At 53.0% G+C, this 17,592-nt stretch carries 16 protein-coding genes; 8 read left to right on the forward strand and 8 right to left on the reverse strand.

Going from position 1 to position 17,592, the window contains the following annotated elements:
• Positions 1 to 124: 124 nt before the first annotated feature.
• Positions 125 to 2,152: an alpha-amylase gene (locus ABVN44_RS15265; RefSeq protein WP_023232387.1), complete on the reverse strand. Its 2,028-nt coding sequence runs from the start codon at positions 2,150 to 2,152 to the stop codon at positions 125 to 127.
• Positions 2,153 to 2,467: 315 nt separating this feature from the next.
• On the opposite strand from ABVN44_RS15265, the gene ABVN44_RS15270 reads away from it, so the two are divergent.
• On the forward strand, positions 2,468 to 3,292 hold the full coding sequence (locus ABVN44_RS15270) for a protein bax (protein ID WP_063054212.1): 825 nt from the start codon (positions 2,468 to 2,470) through the stop codon (positions 3,290 to 3,292).
• 60 nt (positions 3,293 to 3,352) lie between these two features.
• Here ABVN44_RS15270 and xylR read toward each other — a convergent pair whose 3' ends face one another.
• Positions 3,353 to 4,531 (reverse strand): D-xylose utilization transcriptional activator XylR, encoded by a 1,179-nt coding sequence (gene xylR / locus ABVN44_RS15275; RefSeq protein ID WP_000459824.1) that lies wholly within the window; start codon positions 4,529 to 4,531, stop codon positions 3,353 to 3,355.
• A 362-nt stretch (positions 4,532 to 4,893) separates the two neighbouring features.
• Between xylR and xylA the strand changes: the two genes are divergently transcribed.
• The 3 genes from xylA to ABVN44_RS15290 all read left to right on the forward strand — a co-directional run bounded on the left by xylA (position 4,894) and on the right by ABVN44_RS15290 (position 8,298).
• On the forward strand, positions 4,894 to 6,216 hold the full coding sequence (xylA, locus tag ABVN44_RS15280) for a xylose isomerase (RefSeq protein WP_001149561.1): 1,323 nt from the start codon (positions 4,894 to 4,896) through the stop codon (positions 6,214 to 6,216).
• 99 nt (positions 6,217 to 6,315) lie between these two features.
• Positions 6,316 to 7,770 (forward strand): xylulokinase, encoded by a 1,455-nt coding sequence (xylB, locus tag ABVN44_RS15285; RefSeq protein ID WP_000275322.1) that lies wholly within the window; start codon positions 6,316 to 6,318, stop codon positions 7,768 to 7,770.
• 174 nt (positions 7,771 to 7,944) lie between these two features.
• Positions 7,945 to 8,298 (forward strand): YiaA/YiaB family protein, encoded by a 354-nt coding sequence (locus tag ABVN44_RS15290; RefSeq protein WP_000340935.1) that lies wholly within the window; start codon positions 7,945 to 7,947, stop codon positions 8,296 to 8,298.
• 22 nt (positions 8,299 to 8,320) lie between these two features.
• Here the strand turns inward: ABVN44_RS15290 and ABVN44_RS15295 are convergent, their stop codons facing one another.
• Positions 8,321 to 9,316, reverse strand: coding sequence for an acyltransferase (locus ABVN44_RS15295; protein WP_001182582.1), 996 nt, complete (start codon positions 9,314 to 9,316; stop codon positions 8,321 to 8,323).
• Between the two features lie 165 nt (positions 9,317 to 9,481).
• On the opposite strand from ABVN44_RS15295, the gene ABVN44_RS15300 reads away from it, so the two are divergent.
• The 3 genes from ABVN44_RS15300 (at position 9,482) to glyS (ending at position 12,913) form a co-directional block, all read left to right on the forward strand.
• On the forward strand, positions 9,482 to 9,784 hold the full coding sequence (locus ABVN44_RS15300) for a YsaB family lipoprotein (RefSeq protein ID WP_000605590.1): 303 nt from the start codon (positions 9,482 to 9,484) through the stop codon (positions 9,782 to 9,784).
• A 138-nt stretch (positions 9,785 to 9,922) separates the two neighbouring features.
• Positions 9,923 to 10,834 carry a glycine--tRNA ligase subunit alpha gene (glyQ, locus tag ABVN44_RS15305; protein ID WP_001168556.1) on the forward strand — a complete coding sequence of 304 codons (912 nt, stop codon included), beginning with the start codon at positions 9,923 to 9,925 and terminating at the stop codon, positions 10,832 to 10,834.
• 9 nt (positions 10,835 to 10,843) lie between these two features.
• Complete coding sequence (glyS, locus tag ABVN44_RS15310; protein ID WP_023232386.1) at positions 10,844 to 12,913, forward strand: glycine--tRNA ligase subunit beta; 2,070 nt, start codon at positions 10,844 to 10,846, stop codon at positions 12,911 to 12,913.
• Positions 12,914 to 12,962: 49 nt separating this feature from the next.
• Here the strand turns inward: glyS and cueP are convergent, their stop codons facing one another.
• From cueP to ABVN44_RS15325, 3 genes are all read right to left on the reverse strand, one after another.
• Positions 12,963 to 13,502, reverse strand: a complete 540-nt coding sequence (cueP, locus tag ABVN44_RS15315) for a copper-binding periplasmic metallochaperone CueP (RefSeq protein WP_000047148.1) — start codon at positions 13,500 to 13,502, stop codon at positions 12,963 to 12,965.
• Between the two features lie 173 nt (positions 13,503 to 13,675).
• Complete coding sequence (gene cspA / locus ABVN44_RS15320) at positions 13,676 to 13,888, reverse strand: RNA chaperone/antiterminator CspA (protein ID WP_000014594.1); 213 nt, start codon at positions 13,886 to 13,888, stop codon at positions 13,676 to 13,678.
• Between the two features lie 286 nt (positions 13,889 to 14,174).
• Positions 14,175 to 14,465 carry an HTH-type transcriptional regulator gene (locus ABVN44_RS15325; protein WP_000455790.1) on the reverse strand — a complete coding sequence of 97 codons (291 nt, stop codon included), beginning with the start codon at positions 14,463 to 14,465 and terminating at the stop codon, positions 14,175 to 14,177.
• A 438-nt stretch (positions 14,466 to 14,903) separates the two neighbouring features.
• Between ABVN44_RS15325 and ABVN44_RS15330 the strand changes: the two genes are divergently transcribed.
• On the forward strand, positions 14,904 to 15,614 hold the full coding sequence (locus tag ABVN44_RS15330) for a DUF3053 domain-containing protein (protein WP_000190524.1): 711 nt from the start codon (positions 14,904 to 14,906) through the stop codon (positions 15,612 to 15,614).
• Positions 15,615 to 15,663: 49 nt separating this feature from the next.
• Here the strand turns inward: ABVN44_RS15330 and ghrB are convergent, their stop codons facing one another.
• Both ghrB and ABVN44_RS15340 read right to left on the reverse strand, forming a co-directional pair.
• Entirely contained in the window at positions 15,664 to 16,638 is a 975-nt protein-coding gene (ghrB, locus tag ABVN44_RS15335; RefSeq protein WP_000804681.1) for a glyoxylate/hydroxypyruvate reductase GhrB, read from the reverse strand.
• 218 nt (positions 16,639 to 16,856) lie between these two features.
• Entirely contained in the window at positions 16,857 to 17,519 is a 663-nt protein-coding gene (locus tag ABVN44_RS15340) for an OmpA family lipoprotein (RefSeq protein ID WP_000747548.1), read from the reverse strand.
• Positions 17,520 to 17,592: the final 73 nt, after the last annotated feature.

Raw genomic sequence — 17,592 nt, forward strand, 5'->3', positions numbered from 1 at the left:
CAAATGGCGGGGCGCAAATGGGGGTCAGGCGGTGGTGTTGATGTTTTATGCTACAAATTTTTATCAGGTTAGTTTTTTATTTTGAAGGGGCTACCGGTACGCGAGGAGACCGGTAGCGCCACGATTAGCGGCGGCCCGCCCAGACGACCATCACCGTATCGTCGCCGTACTGGCGTACAAAACCGTACCCGTGTTTTAGCGTCAGCGTGGTTTGTTGGCCTGCGCCGATGGCGGGATGTCTGGCGCGGAACTGGCTAATACGCTGCCAGTGCGCGACGGCTGCGGCTGACTTTCCGCTCACGTCCTGCCAGTTCATATCTGAACGGGTGCCTTGCAGCGGGTCGGAGCCGGTGGGGCCGAAGGGACGAGCGGATTCATCGCCGTAAAAGATCTGCACCGCGCCCGGCGAAAGCAGCAGCAGTTCCGCCGCCTTATCACCGCCCTCACGGAAAAGGCGCGTATCATGCGAGGAGAGGTAACTTAATACGTTGAAATCCTGCATTTTATCCGCCATCTGCTGCCAGACTGGCCCCATTTCCGCCAGGCAATCGACCGCTTTCGCCGCCTGCTCCTGATAATCAAAATTGATCATCGCGTCGAAACCATAGCGATAATAATCACTTTTCATGACGCCGTGGCCCCACGCTTCGCCAGTCATCCAGAACGGGCTATCATCCAGCGCTTTGTCCGGATTGGCCTGCTTCCATTCATGTAACGCCGCGCTGGCCTGGGTTTTTAGCTGTTGCCAGGCAGGAAGCTCAACGTTTTTGGCAGTATCGACCCGGAACCCGTCAATGCCGTAATCATGCACCCACTGGCTTAACCAGTGAGTCAGATAATCCCGTGGCGTATAGCCTTCAATGAACTTTGCTTTAGTATCGGGTTTGTTGGCATAGAACGCGGGTAGGCCGGAAGGCGTGGTAGATTCCGTTTTTATATCCGGCAGGAAGGCCAGCGACAGGGTTAAATCGTCAAATCCCGGACTGTCGTAGTCGCCAATATCGGTACGAATCCACTTTTTCCCCCACCATTTTTCCCAGGCGGCGCTGTCGCTGAAGTTGATGTAGTCGTTAAAGCTGTGCCAGCTTTGTCCGGTGGCCGGTCGCCAGTTTGTCCAGCGATCGCCGAGAATTTTTTGCCGTTCCGCGCCGGATAAATAGAGCGCGCCGAACTGATACTCCTGCATATCCGCCAGCGTGGCGTAACCGGCATGATTCATTACTACGTCAAATAAAATACGGATGCCGCGCTGGTGCGCGCCGTCGACCAGTGCGCGGAGATCGGCTTCGCTGCCCATGTTGGCATCCAGTGTCGTCCAGTCCTGAGTGTAATAGCCGTGATAGGCGTAATGAGGAAAATCGCCTTTTGTCCCGCCGCCGACCCAGCCGTGGATCTGTTCAAACGGCGAGCTTATCCACAAGGCGTTCACGCCTAATTGCTGTAGATAGTCCAGTTGACTCGTCAACCCACGCAAATCGCCGCCGTGGAAAGTGCCAATCTCTTGCATACCATCCTTATGGCGACCATAGCTGTGGTCATTGGTTGGATCGCCATTGCGAAAGCGATCCGTAAGCACAAAATAAACGGTGGCGTTGCGCCAGTTAAAAGGCGCCGACGCATGGGTTTCCGCGCGTTCCAGCAATAAAAGCCCGTGGCTGTCGGCAGGTTGCAGCGTGATTTGCCCGTTTTGGACGGTATCGGTTTGACCACTGTAATAATCGCGCACTACCGTCCCTTCCGGAAAGGTCTGGCGAACATCCAGCGTGAGCGGCGAACCATCCCAGACGGGACACTGGTAGGCGAGCTGCGCGGTGCGCTCAGGTTCAGTTTTTATCGATAACAACAGGGTCGGCGTACCGGAGCGGGTATCTACCGTTATCGTATAGTCGCCATCTTTAAACAAACGCCATTGCGGTGGCGCGCCTTCGCAGGGTTTTAACGACAACATTTGGTTGAGTTTTATGGCGCCGGAGGGCTGCCAGCACTGCTGGTCAATATGGAGCGTTAACGCGCGTGTACCTTTTGTTAATGCAGCATGGCTGGTAAAGCGCCCGGTTTCCTGCGTCGAGAACGTCGGAAAACCGGGTGAGGTCCATGATGAGGCGATCGCGATACCGGGTATCAGCGTCAGAGCGAAGGCGGCAAGTTTCATCACGCTATCCTTTGTGGGCAATATTCATCAGCTTGCCTGGTTTTTAGGCGAATGAACTCCTCCTCAGCAGAGAGTCGCGCAGGAGGAGGCGCGAGGGTGAGCGACGAGGCGCAAAAAAACGCCTCTATTTGCGATAAGCACCACATTTTATTGGCATTATTGCTGCCTGTTATCGTTAATACTTGACATAGTTTCGGATTAAGACTATTCCCTGAGGTGCTTTTTAAGCCTATTTTTGCTAGAATTTGGGGTTCAAACCTCAACTTCGTGAAAAATAAAAGGTGTTGGAATGTATCAATCCGACCAGGAGACCTAATGATATTGACTCCCATGCGACGATATGGGGCAATGATTCTTATGTTACTCACCATCGCATTTTCGGGTGAGGTGCTGGCAAAGACGCACGCAACACAAACGAGTCAAAAGTCCCACATAACTGAGACAAGTTATAAACAGGTTAGCAGTAAACAAGCGTATTCTCGCAATAGTGCAAAGAGCAGTTCACTTCCTGATTTGCGAAAATACCCTTCCGGAACCCCCAGAAAAAAAGCGTTTCTCCGGACCGTTATGCCTTACATCACCAGCCAAAATGCCGCGATTACCGCGGACCGTAATTGGCTGATCTCAAAACAGTACCAGAACCGCTGGTCGCCGTCTGAGCGCGCGCGTATGAAAGATATCGCGAAGCGCTATAAAGTGAGCTGGTCCGGCAACACGCGTCGTATTCCGTGGAATACGTTGCTGGAGCGCGTCGACATTATCCCAACCAGCATGGTGGCGACGATGGCGGCGGCGGAAAGCGGCTGGGGAACCTCTAAACTGGCGCGTAGCAACAATAACCTGTTCGGCATGAAGTGCACGAAAGGGCGTTGTACCAATACGCCGGGTAAGGTGAAAGGTTACTCGCAATTCGCGTCGGTTGAGGAGTCGGTGAGCGCGTATGTCGCCAACCTGAACACGCATCCGGCTTATTCTTCTTTCCGCAAGTCGCGCGCCCAACTGCGTAAGGCGGATCAGGAAGTCACCGCCACGGCGATGATTCATAAGCTGAAGGGTTACTCTACCCAGGGGTCGCGCTATAACAACTACTTGTTCGCGATGTACCAGGACAACCAGCGTCTGATCGCCGCGCATATGTAATTCTGTGTGCCGGATGGCGCTACGCTATCCGGCTTACAAGGCATCTGTAGGCTGGATAAACTACAACAACGCTTCACTATGCTGGTCGCGATACTCCTTAGGCGTAGTGACGTACTCCTTTTTAAACACCGAATAGAAATATTGCAGTGACGGGTAGCCGCACATTTGCGAAATTTCGTTTATCGCCAACGTGGTGGAAATCAACAAACTACGCGCTTTTTCCAGCTTTTCGGCGTGGATCAGCGCATGTATCGTCTCGCCAACTTCTTCCTTAAAACGTTTTTCCAGGTTTGAACGTGAAATCCCAACCGCGTCCAGCACTTGCTCGACTTTAATGCCCTTACAGGCATGGTTACGAATAAAGTGCATCGCCTGGATAACCGCCGGATCGGTCAGGGAGCGATAGTCTGTCGAGCGGCGAGCAATGACGCGCACCGGCGGCACCAGAATGCGCTGTAACGGCATCTCTTCGCGCGCCAGCAAACGGTGCAGCAGCTTCGCCGCCTGATAGCCCATTTGCCGCGCCCCCTGCGCGACGGAGGAAAGCGCGACGCGCGACAGATAACGGGTTAACTCTTCGTTATCAATACCGATAACGCAAAGTTTTTCCGGCACCGGAATATGCAGGTGTTCACAGGCCTGCAATACGTGACGGGCGCGGGCATCCGTTACGGCAATGATGCCGGTTTGCGGCGGCAGCGTCTGAAGCCAGTCGGCGAGGCGATTTTGCGCGTGCTGCCAGTTTTCCGGCGCGGTTTCCAGCCCCTGATAGACTACGCCGCGGTATTTTTCCTCGGCGACCAGCTGGCGAAAGGCGTATTCCCGTTCCGCCGCCCAATGTTTGCGGCTGGAGTCGGGCAAACCGTAAAACGCGAAGCGGTTAACGCCTTTTTCTTTTAAATGCAGGAAAGCGCTTTCAACGAGCGCATGATTATCGGTGGCGATGTAATGAACGGCAGGATAATTTTCAGCAAGATGGTAAGAACCGCCGACCCCGACAATGGGTACGTCGACATCGGCCAATAATTGCGCGATATCGTCATCATCGTAATCGGCAATAACGCCGTCGCCTAACCACTCTTTAATGTTATCGATACGGGCACGGAAATCTTCCTCAATAAATATATCCCATTCGGATTGCGAGGCTTGTAAATACTCACCCACCCCCTCCACTACCTGACGGTCATAGGCTTTATTCGCGTTAAATAACAGAGTGATGCGGTGACGTTTATCAAACATGAGGATATATCCTGCAAAAGTGAACCTGGACTCATGGATACTATCAAAACGGCTGACATAACGGTCTGGCGAATGATGACAAATTATTTTGCGCCTGAAACGTTATGCGAAATTCATCACAGCAAACGGCGGATGACAATTGTCATTTCTTATCTATATATTACGGTTTTTTGTTTATTTGCCAGGATTCGATCGCGATCGCTTTTTTCTTCTGTGGTTTTCAGCGTTTTTTTGAGAGCCAGAGCACATTTGGGGATTCTCTTAATAGCGGTGTGAAATAACGTAATTGAGCAATAAATCAGGAAATTCCAGTATGACGTTATGTCGTTTACTTGCCGTCTTATCTGATTATGGAGCTCACTATGCAGGCTTATTTTGACCAACTCGATCGTGTTCGCTATGAAGGCCCTCAATCGACTAACCCGCTGGCATTTCGTCATTACAATCCCGACGAGCTGGTTTTAGGTAAACGTATGGAAGATCACCTGCGTTTCGCGGCCTGTTACTGGCATACCTTCTGCTGGAACGGCGCGGATATGTTTGGTGTAGGCGCGTTTAATCGTCCGTGGCAGCAACCGGGCGAAGCGCTGGAGCTGGCGAAACGCAAAGCGGACGTGGCGTTTGAATTTTTCCACAAACTGAATGTGCCTTTTTATTGCTTCCATGACGTGGATGTGTCGCCGGAAGGCGCGTCGTTGAAAGAATATAAAAACAACTTCGCGCAGATGGTGGATGTGCTGGCGGCGAAACAGGAGCAGAGCGGCGTAAAACTGCTGTGGGGAACGGCGAACTGCTTTACCAACCCGCGCTATGGCGCAGGCGCCGCCACTAACCCGGATCCGGAAGTCTTTAGCTGGGCAGCGACGCAAGTGGTTACGGCAATGAACGCCACGCATAAACTGGGCGGCGAAAATTACGTCCTGTGGGGCGGGCGCGAAGGTTATGAAACGTTGCTGAATACCGATCTGCGCCAGGAACGCGAACAGATTGGCCGCTTTATGCAAATGGTGGTCGAGCACAAACATAAAATGGGTTTCCAGGGCACGCTGCTGATTGAACCGAAACCGCAGGAACCGACAAAACATCAGTATGATTATGACGTTGCAACGGTCTATGGCTTCCTCAAACAGTTCGGCCTGGAAAAAGAGATCAAAGTGAACATTGAGGCGAACCACGCGACGCTGGCGGGCCATTCGTTCCACCATGAAATCGCGACCGCTATCGCGCTGGGTATTTTTGGCTCCGTTGACGCCAACCGCGGCGATGCGCAACTGGGCTGGGATACCGATCAGTTCCCGATTAGCGTTGAAGAGAACGCGCTGGTGATGTACGAAATCCTGAAAGCGGGCGGATTCACGACGGGCGGTCTCAACTTCGACGCCAAAGTTCGTCGCCAGAGCACCGATAAATACGATCTGTTCTACGGTCATATCGGCGCGATGGATACGATGGCGTTGTCGCTGAAAATCGCCGCGCGAATGGTTGAAGACGGCGAGCTGGATAAACGCGTGGCGAAGCGCTATGCCGGCTGGAATGGCGAGCTGGGGCAGCAGATTCTGAAAGGACAACTCTCCTTAGGCGAACTGGCGCAGTATGCGGAGCAGCATAATCTGGCGCCAGTACATCAAAGCGGTCATCAGGAGCTGTTAGAAAATCTGGTTAACCGTTATCTGTTTGATAAATAACCCTATCTACCGGGCGACTCCGCGTTAGCCCGGCCTGTAGTCGTGATTAGCCCGGTAAGCGTAGCGCTGCCGGGCGCTTTCAGTAAAGGAACCCACAATATGTATATCGGGATCGATCTTGGTACATCGGGTGTAAAAGCTATCCTGTTGAATGAGCAGGGCGATGTGCTGGCTACGCATACTGAAAAACTGACCGTATCGCGTCCGCATCCCTTATGGTCGGAACAGGAACCAGAGCAGTGGTGGCAGGCGACGGATCGTGCGGTTAAAGGTTTAGGTCGGCAACAGTCGTTAAGTGGCGTCCGGGCGTTGGGCATCGCCGGACAAATGCATGGCGCGACATTGCTTGATAGCCGTCAGCAGGTTCTGCGGCCAGCGATTTTATGGAATGACGGACGCTGTAGCGAAGAGTGCGCCTGGCTGGAAAAACAGGTGCCGCAGTCGCGTGCGATAACCGGTAATCTGATGATGCCCGGTTTTACCGCGCCCAAATTAGTCTGGGTGCAGCGCCACGAACCGGATATTTTCCGCCAGATAGACAAAGTTCTGCTGCCGAAAGATTTTCTGCGGCTGCGAATGACGGGCGTCTTTGCCAGCGATATGTCGGATGCGGCGGGAACGATGTGGCTGGACGTGAAAAAGCGCGACTGGAGCGACGTTATGCTCAACGCCTGTCATTTAACCCGACAGCAGATGCCAGCGTTATTTGAAGGTAGTGACATTACCGGAACGTTGCTGCCAGAGGTAGCCAGCGCATGGGGAATGCCAGCAGTACCTGTGGTGGCGGGCGGCGGCGACAATGCGGCTGGCGCGGTCGGCGTAGGAATGATCGATGCCGGACAGGCGATGCTCTCACTTGGAACATCGGGCGTCTATTTTGCCGTCAGCGACGGCTTTCTGAGTAAACCGGAGAGCGCAGTACACAGTTTTTGCCATGCGCTGCCGGAACGCTGGCATTTAATGTCTGTAATGTTGAGCGCCGCCTCTTGTCTGGACTGGGCGGCTAAACTCACCGGGCAGAAGAACGTCCCGACGCTGATTGCCGCCGCGCAGCTGGCGGATGAGCATACCGATCCGATCTGGTTTTTGCCGTACCTGTCCGGCGAGCGCACGCCGCACAATAATCCGCAGGCAAAAGGCGTTTTCTTTGGTTTAACCCATCAGCATGGCCCGGCGGAACTGGCGCGGGCGGTACTGGAAGGCGTGGGATATGCTCTGGCGGATGGCATGGATGTGGTTCACGCCTGCGGCGTCAAACCCGCCAGCGTGACGCTTATCGGCGGCGGGGCGCGCAGCGAATACTGGCGTCAGATGCTATCTGATATTAGCGGGCTACAGCTTGATTATCGTACTGGCGGCGATGTGGGGCCAGCGCTGGGCGCGGCGCGTCTGGCGCAAATTGCGGTGAATAAACAGACTCCGCTCGCCGATGTATTGCCGCAGTTGCCGCTGGAGCAGGCGCATTATCCCGATGCGCAGCGTCATGCGGTTTATCAACAACGTCGTGAAACCTTCCGTCGACTCTATCAGCAGCTGTTGCCGTTGATGTCATAAGTCAGAATGCCTTTCGGTTTTGGCTGAAAGGCATTTCCCGTAAATATTAATTCTATTGAATTATATCGAAGTAAGTATGTGTGTTTTCTGATTTTTATATTATTGCTGAGCAGGCGCCTTTTTCATCGCTATTTCTTCGCTTAATGTGTCTCACACAACCACAAGGAGAGTGAGATGGACGATCACGTTGCGCGCAGGAAACGGATATTCGGCCTGGGAATGTTAGTTGTCGGTGCAGTGGTATACCTGGTGGGACTGTGGCCAGGCTGTCATACATTAAGCGAAAAGGGATATTTTTTTGCGGCAATCGTCATGTGTGGTTTTCCAGTCTTAATTCGCCAGGAACACACGGGAAATGGCCGCTTGCTTTCTCGTTGCAAATCTTTGCTGTTGCTTGGCATCGGCATGGTCGCGGTCGGCGTATTTAACCTGGCGCTGGCGGGCGCGCTGAAAATACTGTGTCTGGTGGCGCTGGGGGTCAGTATATATGGAACCGATCTTTACGCTTCCTACAGTGATGATGAATGATGGCCGGAGCCATCATTGTCGTTTAGCTAACCCATTTCCGTTTATCAATACGCTGTAACAGCATGGAAAGTAGCAGGCTTCCTGTCACCGTCGCGGCAAAAACCCACACGATGTCTAACGGCGGCCAACGTTTTAACTCCAGACCATTAGTACGTAGCGCATGGATAATCAGCGCGTGGAAACCATAAATACCCAGCGAGTGGCGGGAGATAAGCCCCAGTCCAGGTAACGTCCGCGCATTCAGCTTATTTTTAACTACCGTGAACAGTGAGACGGCGCAAATAAACACCATGGGACCGCAATACAGATACCAGGTATCGGCAAAATTTCCGCGCCAGCGTAATTCATGCAATGTGCCGCGAGAAATAACAAATACCGCGATGATGAACAGGGCAGTGCAGATAAGCGTCAGCGATGGCTTTTGCGTCTCCATCATTCCAATGGCGCGGCCCAGGATACCGTAGAGAATGTAGTAGAACGTGTCGCCGCTGATATACAGATTGATGGGCAACCATTCAACGCCGCCGATTTTTTGCGGCACAGTATTTGGGTTAGCAATAATACCAATGATCACCATCAGCATCAGGAGCATTTTGCCGCTCACGTTTTTTACCTGGATTAATGGCGATACCAGGTAGATCACCGCAATCGCAAAGAAAAACCACAGGTGGTAAAACACGGGTTTTTGCAGCACATTTTTTAGCGAAAGCTCGACGTTGATCGAAGTAAAAAGTGAAATGTAAGCCAGGGCGACAACGCTGTAAAAGATAAGGCACAGGGCGATACGTAAAAAATGCCGCGGTTGCGCGCAGCGCTCGCCAAAAAAAAGATAGCCTGAAATCATAAAAAACAGAGGAACGCTAACGCGCGAAGCCGAATTCAGGACATTCGCAATATCCCAGTTTAGCGGGCTGACGCTGTGGGCGTTGGTGATGTACCACGTTGTAGTATGGATCATCACTACCATTAAACAGGCGATCCCTCGCAGGTTATCAATCCAGTTAATTTTAGGCTGCATCAGTTCCTCAGCTTTCGTTTCAATAGAGTTCCAGCGCGGTGGCTCACTGGAAAAATCCGACTTTCTACGCTACATCTTGTGATGGCGTAAGGAGATTCGCACAATGTGTCTGCTACCCACAAACCTTAATAATAAGACTGACCAGCAAACCAGACGGTAATAAAAATGATAATGAAGTATTTCTGTTCTGTGATGATAGCCATCGCTCTGGTGGGATGCACAGCGACACCGCCACCGACGCAAAAAGCCCAGCAGAGTAAAGTGAGCCCAACACGCACGCTGGATATGGAAGCATTGTGTAAAGCTCAGGCGGCGCAGCGTTACAATACTGGCGCACAGAAAATTGCTGTTACCGGTTTCGAACAGTTTCAGGGGAGCTATGAGATGCGGGGTAATACCTTCCGTAAAGAGAGTTTTGTCTGCTCTTTTGATGCAGATGGGCAGTTTTTACATCTTTCTATGCGGTAAAAGCCGCGCCTGGTGAGGTGTGATGCCGCGAAATCCGGCAATTTTCGCTAAACAAACCGGTTTCATACTGTATATCTCGCATCCAGCGGGTATACTGGCTCCTTCCTTTAAATCCACACGTATCCAGCACGAAATAATATGCAAAAGTTTGATACCAGGACCTTCCAGGGCTTGATCCTGACCTTACAGGATTACTGGGCTCGCCAGGGCTGCACCATTGTTCAACCATTGGACATGGAAGTCGGCGCGGGAACTTCTCATCCAATGACCTGCCTGCGCGCGCTGGGGCCAGAGCCGATGGCGACTGCCTATGTGCAGCCTTCTCGTCGTCCGACCGATGGCCGCTACGGCGAAAACCCGAACCGCTTACAGCACTACTATCAGTTCCAGGTAGTGATTAAACCGTCTCCGGAGAATATTCAGGAGCTGTACCTCGGTTCTCTGAAAGAGCTGGGTATGGACCCGACCATTCACGACATCCGTTTCGTGGAAGATAACTGGGAGAACCCGACGCTGGGTGCCTGGGGACTCGGCTGGGAAGTGTGGCTGAATGGCATGGAAGTGACGCAGTTCACCTACTTCCAGCAGGTCGGCGGCCTGGAGTGCAAGCCGGTGACCGGTGAAATCACCTACGGTCTGGAACGTCTGGCGATGTATATCCAGGGCGTGGACAGCGTTTACGACCTGGTCTGGAGCGATGGCCCGCTGGGTAAAACCACCTACGGCGACGTGTTCCATCAAAACGAAGTGGAGCAGTCCACCTATAACTTTGAATACGCCGATGTGGATTTCTTATTCACCTGCTTCGAGCAGTATGAGAAAGAAGCCCAGCAGCTGCTGGCGCTGGAAAACCCGCTGCCGCTGCCGGCCTACGAGCGTATTCTGAAAGCCGCCCATAGCTTCAACCTGCTGGATGCGCGTAAAGCTATCTCCGTCACCGAACGTCAGCGCTACATTTTGCGTATTCGCACCCTGACCAAAGCAGTGGCAGAGGCTTATTATGCTTCCCGTGAAGCCCTCGGCTTCCCGATGTGCAACAAAGACAAGTAAGAGGCGGCCATGTCTGAGAAAACTTTTCTGGTGGAAATCGGCACTGAAGAGCTGCCACCAAAAGCACTGCGCAGTTTGGCTGAGTCCTTTGCTGCGAACTTCACTGCGGAGCTGGATAACGCCGGCCTCGCGCACGGTAACGTTGAATGGTTTGCCGCCCCGCGTCGTCTGGCGCTGAAAGTGGCGAATCTTGCTGAATCGCAGCCCGATCGCGAAGTCGAAAAACGTGGTCCGGCGATTGCTCAGGCGTTCGACGCCGAAGGCAAACCGAGCAAAGCGGCAGAAGGCTGGGCGCGCGGCTGCGGGATCACCGTTGATCAGGCCGAGCGTCTGAAGACCGACAAAGGCGAATGGCTGCTGTATCGTGCCCACGTGAAGGGCGAAAGTACCGAAGCGCTGGTGCCGAACATGGTAGCCACCTCGCTGGCGAAACTACCGATCCCGAAACTGATGCGCTGGGGCGCGTCTGACGTACACTTCGTGCGTCCGGTGCACACCGTGACCCTGCTGTTGGGCGATAAGGTCATTCCGGCGACTATTCTGGGTATTCAGTCTGACCGCGTCATTCGCGGCCACCGCTTTATGGGTGAGCTGGAGTTCACTATCGACAATGCTGACCAGTACCCGCAAATTCTGCTGGAGCGCGGTAAAGTCATTGCCGACTACGAAGCGCGTAAAGCCAAAATCAAAGCGGACGCTGAAGAAGCAGCACGTAAGATTGGCGGTAATGCCGACCTGAGCGAAAGCCTGCTGGAAGAAGTAGCTTCGCTGGTGGAATGGCCGGTGGTATTGACGGCGAAATTCGAAGAGAAATTCCTCGCCGTGCCTGCCGAAGCGCTGGTGTACACCATGAAGGGCGACCAGAAGTATTTCCCGGTTTATGACAACGCGGGCAAGCTGCTGCCAAACTTTATCTTCGTCGCCAACATCGAGTCGAAAGATCCGACCCAGATTATCTCCGGTAACGAGAAAGTGGTGCGTCCGCGTCTGGCAGATGCTGAATTCTTCTTCAATACCGACCGTAAAAAACGTCTGGAAGACCATCTGCCGCGTCTGCAAACCGTGCTGTTCCAGCAACAACTGGGCACGCTGCGCGACAAGACCGACCGTATTCAGGCGCTGGCGGGCTGGATTGCCGGTCAGATTGGCGCTGACGTCAACCACGCCACTCGTGCGGGCCTGCTCTCCAAGTGCGACCTGATGACCAACATGGTCTTCGAGTTCACCGACACCCAGGGCGTGATGGGGATGCACTACGCGCGTCACGATGGTGAAGCGGAAGATGTGGCTGTGGCGCTTAACGAGCAGTATCAGCCGCGCTTTGCCGGTGATGACCTGCCGTCTAACCCGGTGGCCTGCGCGCTGGCGATCGCCGATAAGATGGACACTCTGGCGGGTATCTTCGGTATTGGTCAGCATCCGAAAGGCGACAAAGACCCGTTTGCGCTGCGTCGTGCCGCGCTGGGCGTGCTGCGTATTATCGTTGAGAAGAACCTCAACCTTGATCTGCAAACGCTGACTGAAGAAGCGGCGCGTCTGTATGGCGACAAGCTGACCAATGCCAACGTAGTCGATGATGTGATCGACTTTATGCTGGGTCGCTTCCGCGCCTGGTATCAGGATGAAGGTTACACCGTCGACACCATCCAGGCGGTACTGGCGCGTCGTCCGACCCGTCCGGCAGATTTTGATGCCCGCATGAAGGCGGTGTCTCATTTCCGCACCCTGGAAGAAGCCTCTGCGCTGGCGGCGGCGAACAAGCGCGTCTCCAACATCCTGGCGAAAGCCACTGAGCCGCTGAACGATATCGTCCACGCCTCCGTACTGAAAGAAGCGGCGGAAATTGAGTTGGCCAGACATCTGGTTGTGCTGCGTGATAAGCTTCAGCCATACTTTGCCGATGGTCGTTATCAGGAAGCGTTGATTGAGCTGGCTGCTCTGCGCGCGCCGGTGGATGAATTCTTCGAAAATGTCATGGTTAACGCGGAAGAGAAAGATATCCGTATCAACCGCCTTACGCTGTTGTCGAAACTTCGCGAACTGTTCCTGCAGGTTGCGGATATTTCGTTACTGCAATAAGCGTTCAGTTAAATAAAAAAAACCTGCTTTCGGGCAGGTTTTTTTATTTTTAACGTAATGGTAATTCCGTCAGACAGGTCTGGCTGTCATCTCTGGTGGCAATGGCATGTGACGCCGTTTTACCGTTGTAGCTTACTTCGAGCGTCCCTTCCATATTGCGCGGTAGCCAAACACCGATAAATCCGTTTCGATAGCTTTGCATCTCTTTTTGTACGATGACAGCGCCTTTACTGTCTGTCACTTTTACAGTGAACGGTTTATTCGGCATTTCTCCCTGACAGCCGGAAAGGCTGTGGTTAAAACAGGGGTGTGTCCGCCATTCATAGGGCGCAAAAGAGAGATAGAATTTGTCGCCTAACGGCAGCGTATAAATCTGCTCTCCGTCAGATAATTTGAGTTCGGTACTGGTAATCGACGCGGAGTAAGGCAAAGGACGGCTCTGCGGCGTCTGATCAATCGTATCCACGATCTGCTCAACCGTTTTTCCCGCCAGCCCATGTTGCGCCAGAAAAGCGGATTCTGAGGATGCCGCAAGCGCGGAGCCGCTGGCGCATAAACCCAAAAGTAATAACCATGATGATTTCGACATAACTTCAATTCCTTGTGAACAATCTCCTTACCTACTATAGGGGTTCCCCTAAGGGAAAGGTCAAAGGGACGCAGGGTAAAGTAATGCAAAGTTATGCTGGGGGGAGAGGGGGGAATTGGAATAAAAAAATCCCCGCCATCAGGCAGGGATTCAAAATTCTGAGCTTTTTAAGCTTACAGGCTGGTTACGTTACCAGCTGCCGGGCCTTTAGCGCCGCTTTCGATGGTGAAGGAAACTTTCTGACCTTCGTCCAGAGATTTGTAACCATCGTTCTGAATAGCGGAGAAGTGTACGAACACGTCTTTAGAACCGTCATCAGGAGTAATAAAGCCGAAGCCTTTATCAGCGTTGAACCATTTTACGATACCAGTCATTTTACCGGACATAGTGTATTACCTTTTAAAAAATAAGTGTGCCTTTCGGCGTTATGGCGTGCTTTACAGATTTTTTAAGCGTTAAGGAAATGCGCACTACGAGGGGTATCTAATGGATAACTCTTGAAGGGACTTGCCTTACTAAACTGCTTTAATGGTCTGTACGTCAAACCGTTGAGCACATTAACTCATGTAATGCCGGGCGATGCAACTTTTATTTTACTTTATTTCTCCAGGTCAGGAATCGGGCGGGGAAAACGGTCCTTATGCAGGACCGTTAAAACAGAAAGGGGTAAAATTACTCCATCAATTGCTTACTTAAGCGTGGGTTTGCCTGTATCAGGCGCATCAATTTAAGCTCTGCTGGCGTGGGTTTTTCGCGTTTCGATTCCCATTCCTGAACCATGGCAACCGTTACGCCCAGCGCTCTGGCGAATTCATCTGTTTTTAGTCCCGTCCCTCTCCGTAACTGTTCAAATTCGGTAAAAGGATTGGGTTTTTGCGTCAGGGTGATCTTTCGCGTTTCATCTTTAAAAACAATTTGTTCCAGGCTGCTCAGCAGCTCAAACATCGGATCTTTATATTCCATTGAGAACTCCTGTAAATCACACAGCGGGATCGTGAAGTGCATCGAAGCCTCTTAAGAATAGTCGGGAAACTTGCGGGTGGGGGGCGACGCGCCGCCAGGAAGCGCTATCAATTCGTTTCGATGCCTTACGCTACGCGACTTTTAGGACGCTAACAATTTGATCCAGGAAGGTATATCCGTCTTTCAGAAAATAATTGTAAAGATTAAAAAAATATTACATCCCCCGCTGGAAAGCTTTCTTGCCACGTTTTTTATCGCAGTGTCAGGTCAAAAATTAACAATAAAATAACAAATTAAGCATTGATGCAGATAAACATAATTTTCCGCTACAAGATCGTGTGGAAAGGGTATCCTGCAAGCCTGACCTGGACTATCCTTGTAAGCCGTCAGGCACGCAGGTGTCGTTGTGCGCATTTTTGGGTGAAAGGAGTATTAACAATGGCGACAGGTAAGTCCTGCTCTCGCTGGTTTGCGCCTGTTGTGGCGTTATTAATGGTGTTTAGCCTGAGCGGGTGTTTTGATAAAGAAGGCGATCAGCGCAAAGCGTTTGTCGATTTCCTGCAGAATACAGCAATGCGTAGCGGAGAGCGTTTACCAACGCTGACGGCCGATCAGAAAAAACAGTTTGGTCCGTTCGTGTCTGATTACGCGATACTGTATGGCTACTCGCAGCAGGTAAACCAGGCGATGGATTCCGGTCTGCGCCCGGTGGTCGATAGCGTTAACGCCATCCGCGTTCCGCAGGATTATATGACGCAACGCGAGCCGCTGCGGCAGGCAAATGGTTCGTTAGGCGTGCTGGCGCAACAGTTGCAGAATGCAAAACTGCAGGCTGATGCCGCGCATGGCGCGTTAAAGCAGGCCGATGACCTGAAACCTGTGTTTGATCAGGTCTACAAAAAAGTGGTCACCGTGCCGGCAGATGCTTTGCAGCCGCTGATCCCGGCGGCGCAGATCTTTACGCAGCAGTTGGTACAAGTGGGCGATTATATTGCGCAACAGGGTGAGCAGGTGAGCTTTGTCGCGAACGGCATTCAGTTCCCGACCTCACAGCAGGCCAGCCAATATAATGCGCTGATTGGGCCGTTGGCCTCGCAGCATCAGGCGTTTAATCAGGCCTGGACGGCGGCGGTAAACGCAACCCAGTAATGACAGTCTGCCCGATAAGCGCAAGCCAGCGCTTATCGGGCCTGTAGCGCTATCCCGCCGCCTGCGGGTTGACGCAGTTCTTCTCTATTTTTCCCTGCAGCGCATCAATCAAATTATCCACCGCACAGGCCATCATGTTGTAGCGCGTCTCATGCGTTGCCGAGCCAATATGCGGCACCGCGACGACATTAGACATGTTCAGCAGGGGCGAATCCACGGATAGCGGTTCATGTTCAAAGACATCCAGACCTGCCGCATATATTTCACCGTTTTGCAGCGCGGCAATCAGCGCGTTTTCATCGACCACCGGACCGCGTCCGGCATTAATAAAAATGGCGGACGATTTCATTCTGGCAAACTGTGTTGCGCCAAACAGATGTCGCGTTTCTGCCGTTAGCGGCAGGATCACGCAGACAAAATCAGCCTCCTGCAACAGCGTATCCAGATCGCAGTAGCGGGCGTTAAACCGGTCTTCCGCCTCCTGATGCCGCCGACGAGCGTGATAGAGAACCGGCATGGTAAACCCAAAGTGCGCTCGCTGCGCCAGCGCCATCCCGATACGCCCCATCCCAACGATACCGAGTGTTTTGTGATGCACATCGACGCCAAACCACGCCGGGCCAATGCTTTCCGTCCATTCACCCGCTTTAACCCGTTCTGCGACGTCCACCACGCGGCGGGCAGTGGTCAGCATCAACGCCATCACTGTATCGGCAACGGTTTCCGTCAAAACGGCAGGCGTGTGCATCAGGACTATTTTGCGGGCAGTAAGGGCGTCCACTTCGACATTATCGTATCCCACCGAGATGGTCGACGCCGCGCGTAGCGCCGGCATTTTTTCCAGCAGCGCGCGGTTAACGGTTTCGCTGGCGCCCAGAAGGCCTTGCGCGCTGGCAAATGCCTGCGCGTGTCGCGCTACCGTTTCCGGATGCAGGTTCGGTACCTGGGTGACGGTAAAATGCGCCTCCAGGCGATGCAGCAAATCATCAGGCAGGGTTTTGTAGAGAATGATGGACGGCTTCATGCGACTCTCCGTAAATCAAAAGGTAAGCGCGGCATGCGCCAACCGGAACAGGCTTATTATTAACCCGTTTAGCCATCATCGACCAGCCAATTTCCCCGCTGTCGGCAGCCGTGTCGTGGTAAATAATGAATGAATACCGAGTAATGCGAGGTGTATCCGGTCTGGCGAGGGAATAATGCAGGCCGGGTAAAGCATGCCGCCTTACCCGGTACGGTAGTTTACTGCAATGGACTCAAGGTAATTTCGACGCGGCGGTTTTGCGCTTTACCTTCTGCCGTACTGTTGCTGGCGATCGGGTTCGCCGGACCCATTCCGCTGGTACGGATACGGCTGGCGTCGACGCCCTGGGTGATCAGCGAACTGGCGACGGAGTCAGCACGCTGCTGCGACAGACGCATATTCAGATCGTGGCTACCGGTACTGTCGGTGTAGCCCACCACATTGACGGCGGTCTTGGGATACTCTTTCAGCACCATCGCCACGCCGGTCAGCGTGTTAGCGCCTGCCGGTTTCAGCGTCGCGCTGCTGCTGTCGAAGGTGACATTATTCGGCATATTCAGAATGATATTATCGCCGCTTCGCGTCACGCTAACGCCTGTGCCCCGCATTTTGTCACGCAGTTTCGCTTCCTGTACGTCCATGTAGTAACCCACGCCGCCGCCCAGCGCCGCGCCAGCCGCCGCGCCAATCAGCGCGCCTTTACCGCGATCTTTTTTGGAGGAGGAGAGCGCGCCGATGCCTGCGCCGACCAGCGATCCAATACCCGCGCCAATGCCGGATTTACCTGCTTCGCGTTCGCCGGTGTAAGGGTTTGTTGTGCAGCCAGATACTGCCAGGGCGCCGCTCACGATGGCAGCAATCACAAATACACGTTTTTTCATCTTAAATCCTTATCACTTTTTTATTTTTACCACAGCGACCGTGGCGGTTGATTATGACGTCTGCACATGAAGA

The organism is Salmonella sp. SJTUF15570 (assembly GCF_043357055.1).
Classification (GTDB): Bacteria; Pseudomonadota; Gammaproteobacteria; order Enterobacterales; family Enterobacteriaceae; genus Salmonella; species Salmonella enterica.

Excerpts from the sequence above, each read along its gene's own strand:
- ABVN44_RS15265 (WP_023232387.1), bottom strand. The coding sequence starts at position 2,152 with ATGAAACTTGCCGCCTTCGCTCTGACGCTGATACCCGGTATCGCGATC.
- ABVN44_RS15270 (WP_063054212.1), top strand. The coding sequence starts at position 2,468 with ATGATATTGACTCCCATGCGACGATATGGGGCAATGATTCTTATGTTA.
- xylR (WP_000459824.1), bottom strand. The coding sequence starts at position 4,531 with ATGTTTGATAAACGTCACCGCATCACTCTGTTATTTAACGCGAATAAA.
- xylA (WP_001149561.1), top strand. The coding sequence starts at position 4,894 with ATGCAGGCTTATTTTGACCAACTCGATCGTGTTCGCTATGAAGGCCCT.
- xylB (WP_000275322.1), top strand. The coding sequence starts at position 6,316 with ATGTATATCGGGATCGATCTTGGTACATCGGGTGTAAAAGCTATCCTG.
- ABVN44_RS15290 (WP_000340935.1), top strand. The coding sequence starts at position 7,945 with ATGGACGATCACGTTGCGCGCAGGAAACGGATATTCGGCCTGGGAATG.
- ABVN44_RS15295 (WP_001182582.1), bottom strand. The coding sequence starts at position 9,316 with ATGCAGCCTAAAATTAACTGGATTGATAACCTGCGAGGGATCGCCTGT.
- ABVN44_RS15300 (WP_000605590.1), top strand. The coding sequence starts at position 9,482 with ATGATAATGAAGTATTTCTGTTCTGTGATGATAGCCATCGCTCTGGTG.
- glyQ (WP_001168556.1), top strand. The coding sequence starts at position 9,923 with ATGCAAAAGTTTGATACCAGGACCTTCCAGGGCTTGATCCTGACCTTA.
- glyS (WP_023232386.1), top strand. The coding sequence starts at position 10,844 with ATGTCTGAGAAAACTTTTCTGGTGGAAATCGGCACTGAAGAGCTGCCA.
- cueP (WP_000047148.1), bottom strand. The coding sequence starts at position 13,502 with ATGTCGAAATCATCATGGTTATTACTTTTGGGTTTATGCGCCAGCGGC.
- cspA (WP_000014594.1), bottom strand. The coding sequence starts at position 13,888 with ATGTCCGGTAAAATGACTGGTATCGTAAAATGGTTCAACGCTGATAAA.
- ABVN44_RS15325 (WP_000455790.1), bottom strand. The coding sequence starts at position 14,465 with ATGGAATATAAAGATCCGATGTTTGAGCTGCTGAGCAGCCTGGAACAA.
- ABVN44_RS15330 (WP_000190524.1), top strand. The coding sequence starts at position 14,904 with ATGGCGACAGGTAAGTCCTGCTCTCGCTGGTTTGCGCCTGTTGTGGCG.
- ghrB (WP_000804681.1), bottom strand. The coding sequence starts at position 16,638 with ATGAAGCCGTCCATCATTCTCTACAAAACCCTGCCTGATGATTTGCTG.
- ABVN44_RS15340 (WP_000747548.1), bottom strand. The coding sequence starts at position 17,519 with ATGAAAAAACGTGTATTTGTGATTGCTGCCATCGTGAGCGGCGCCCTG.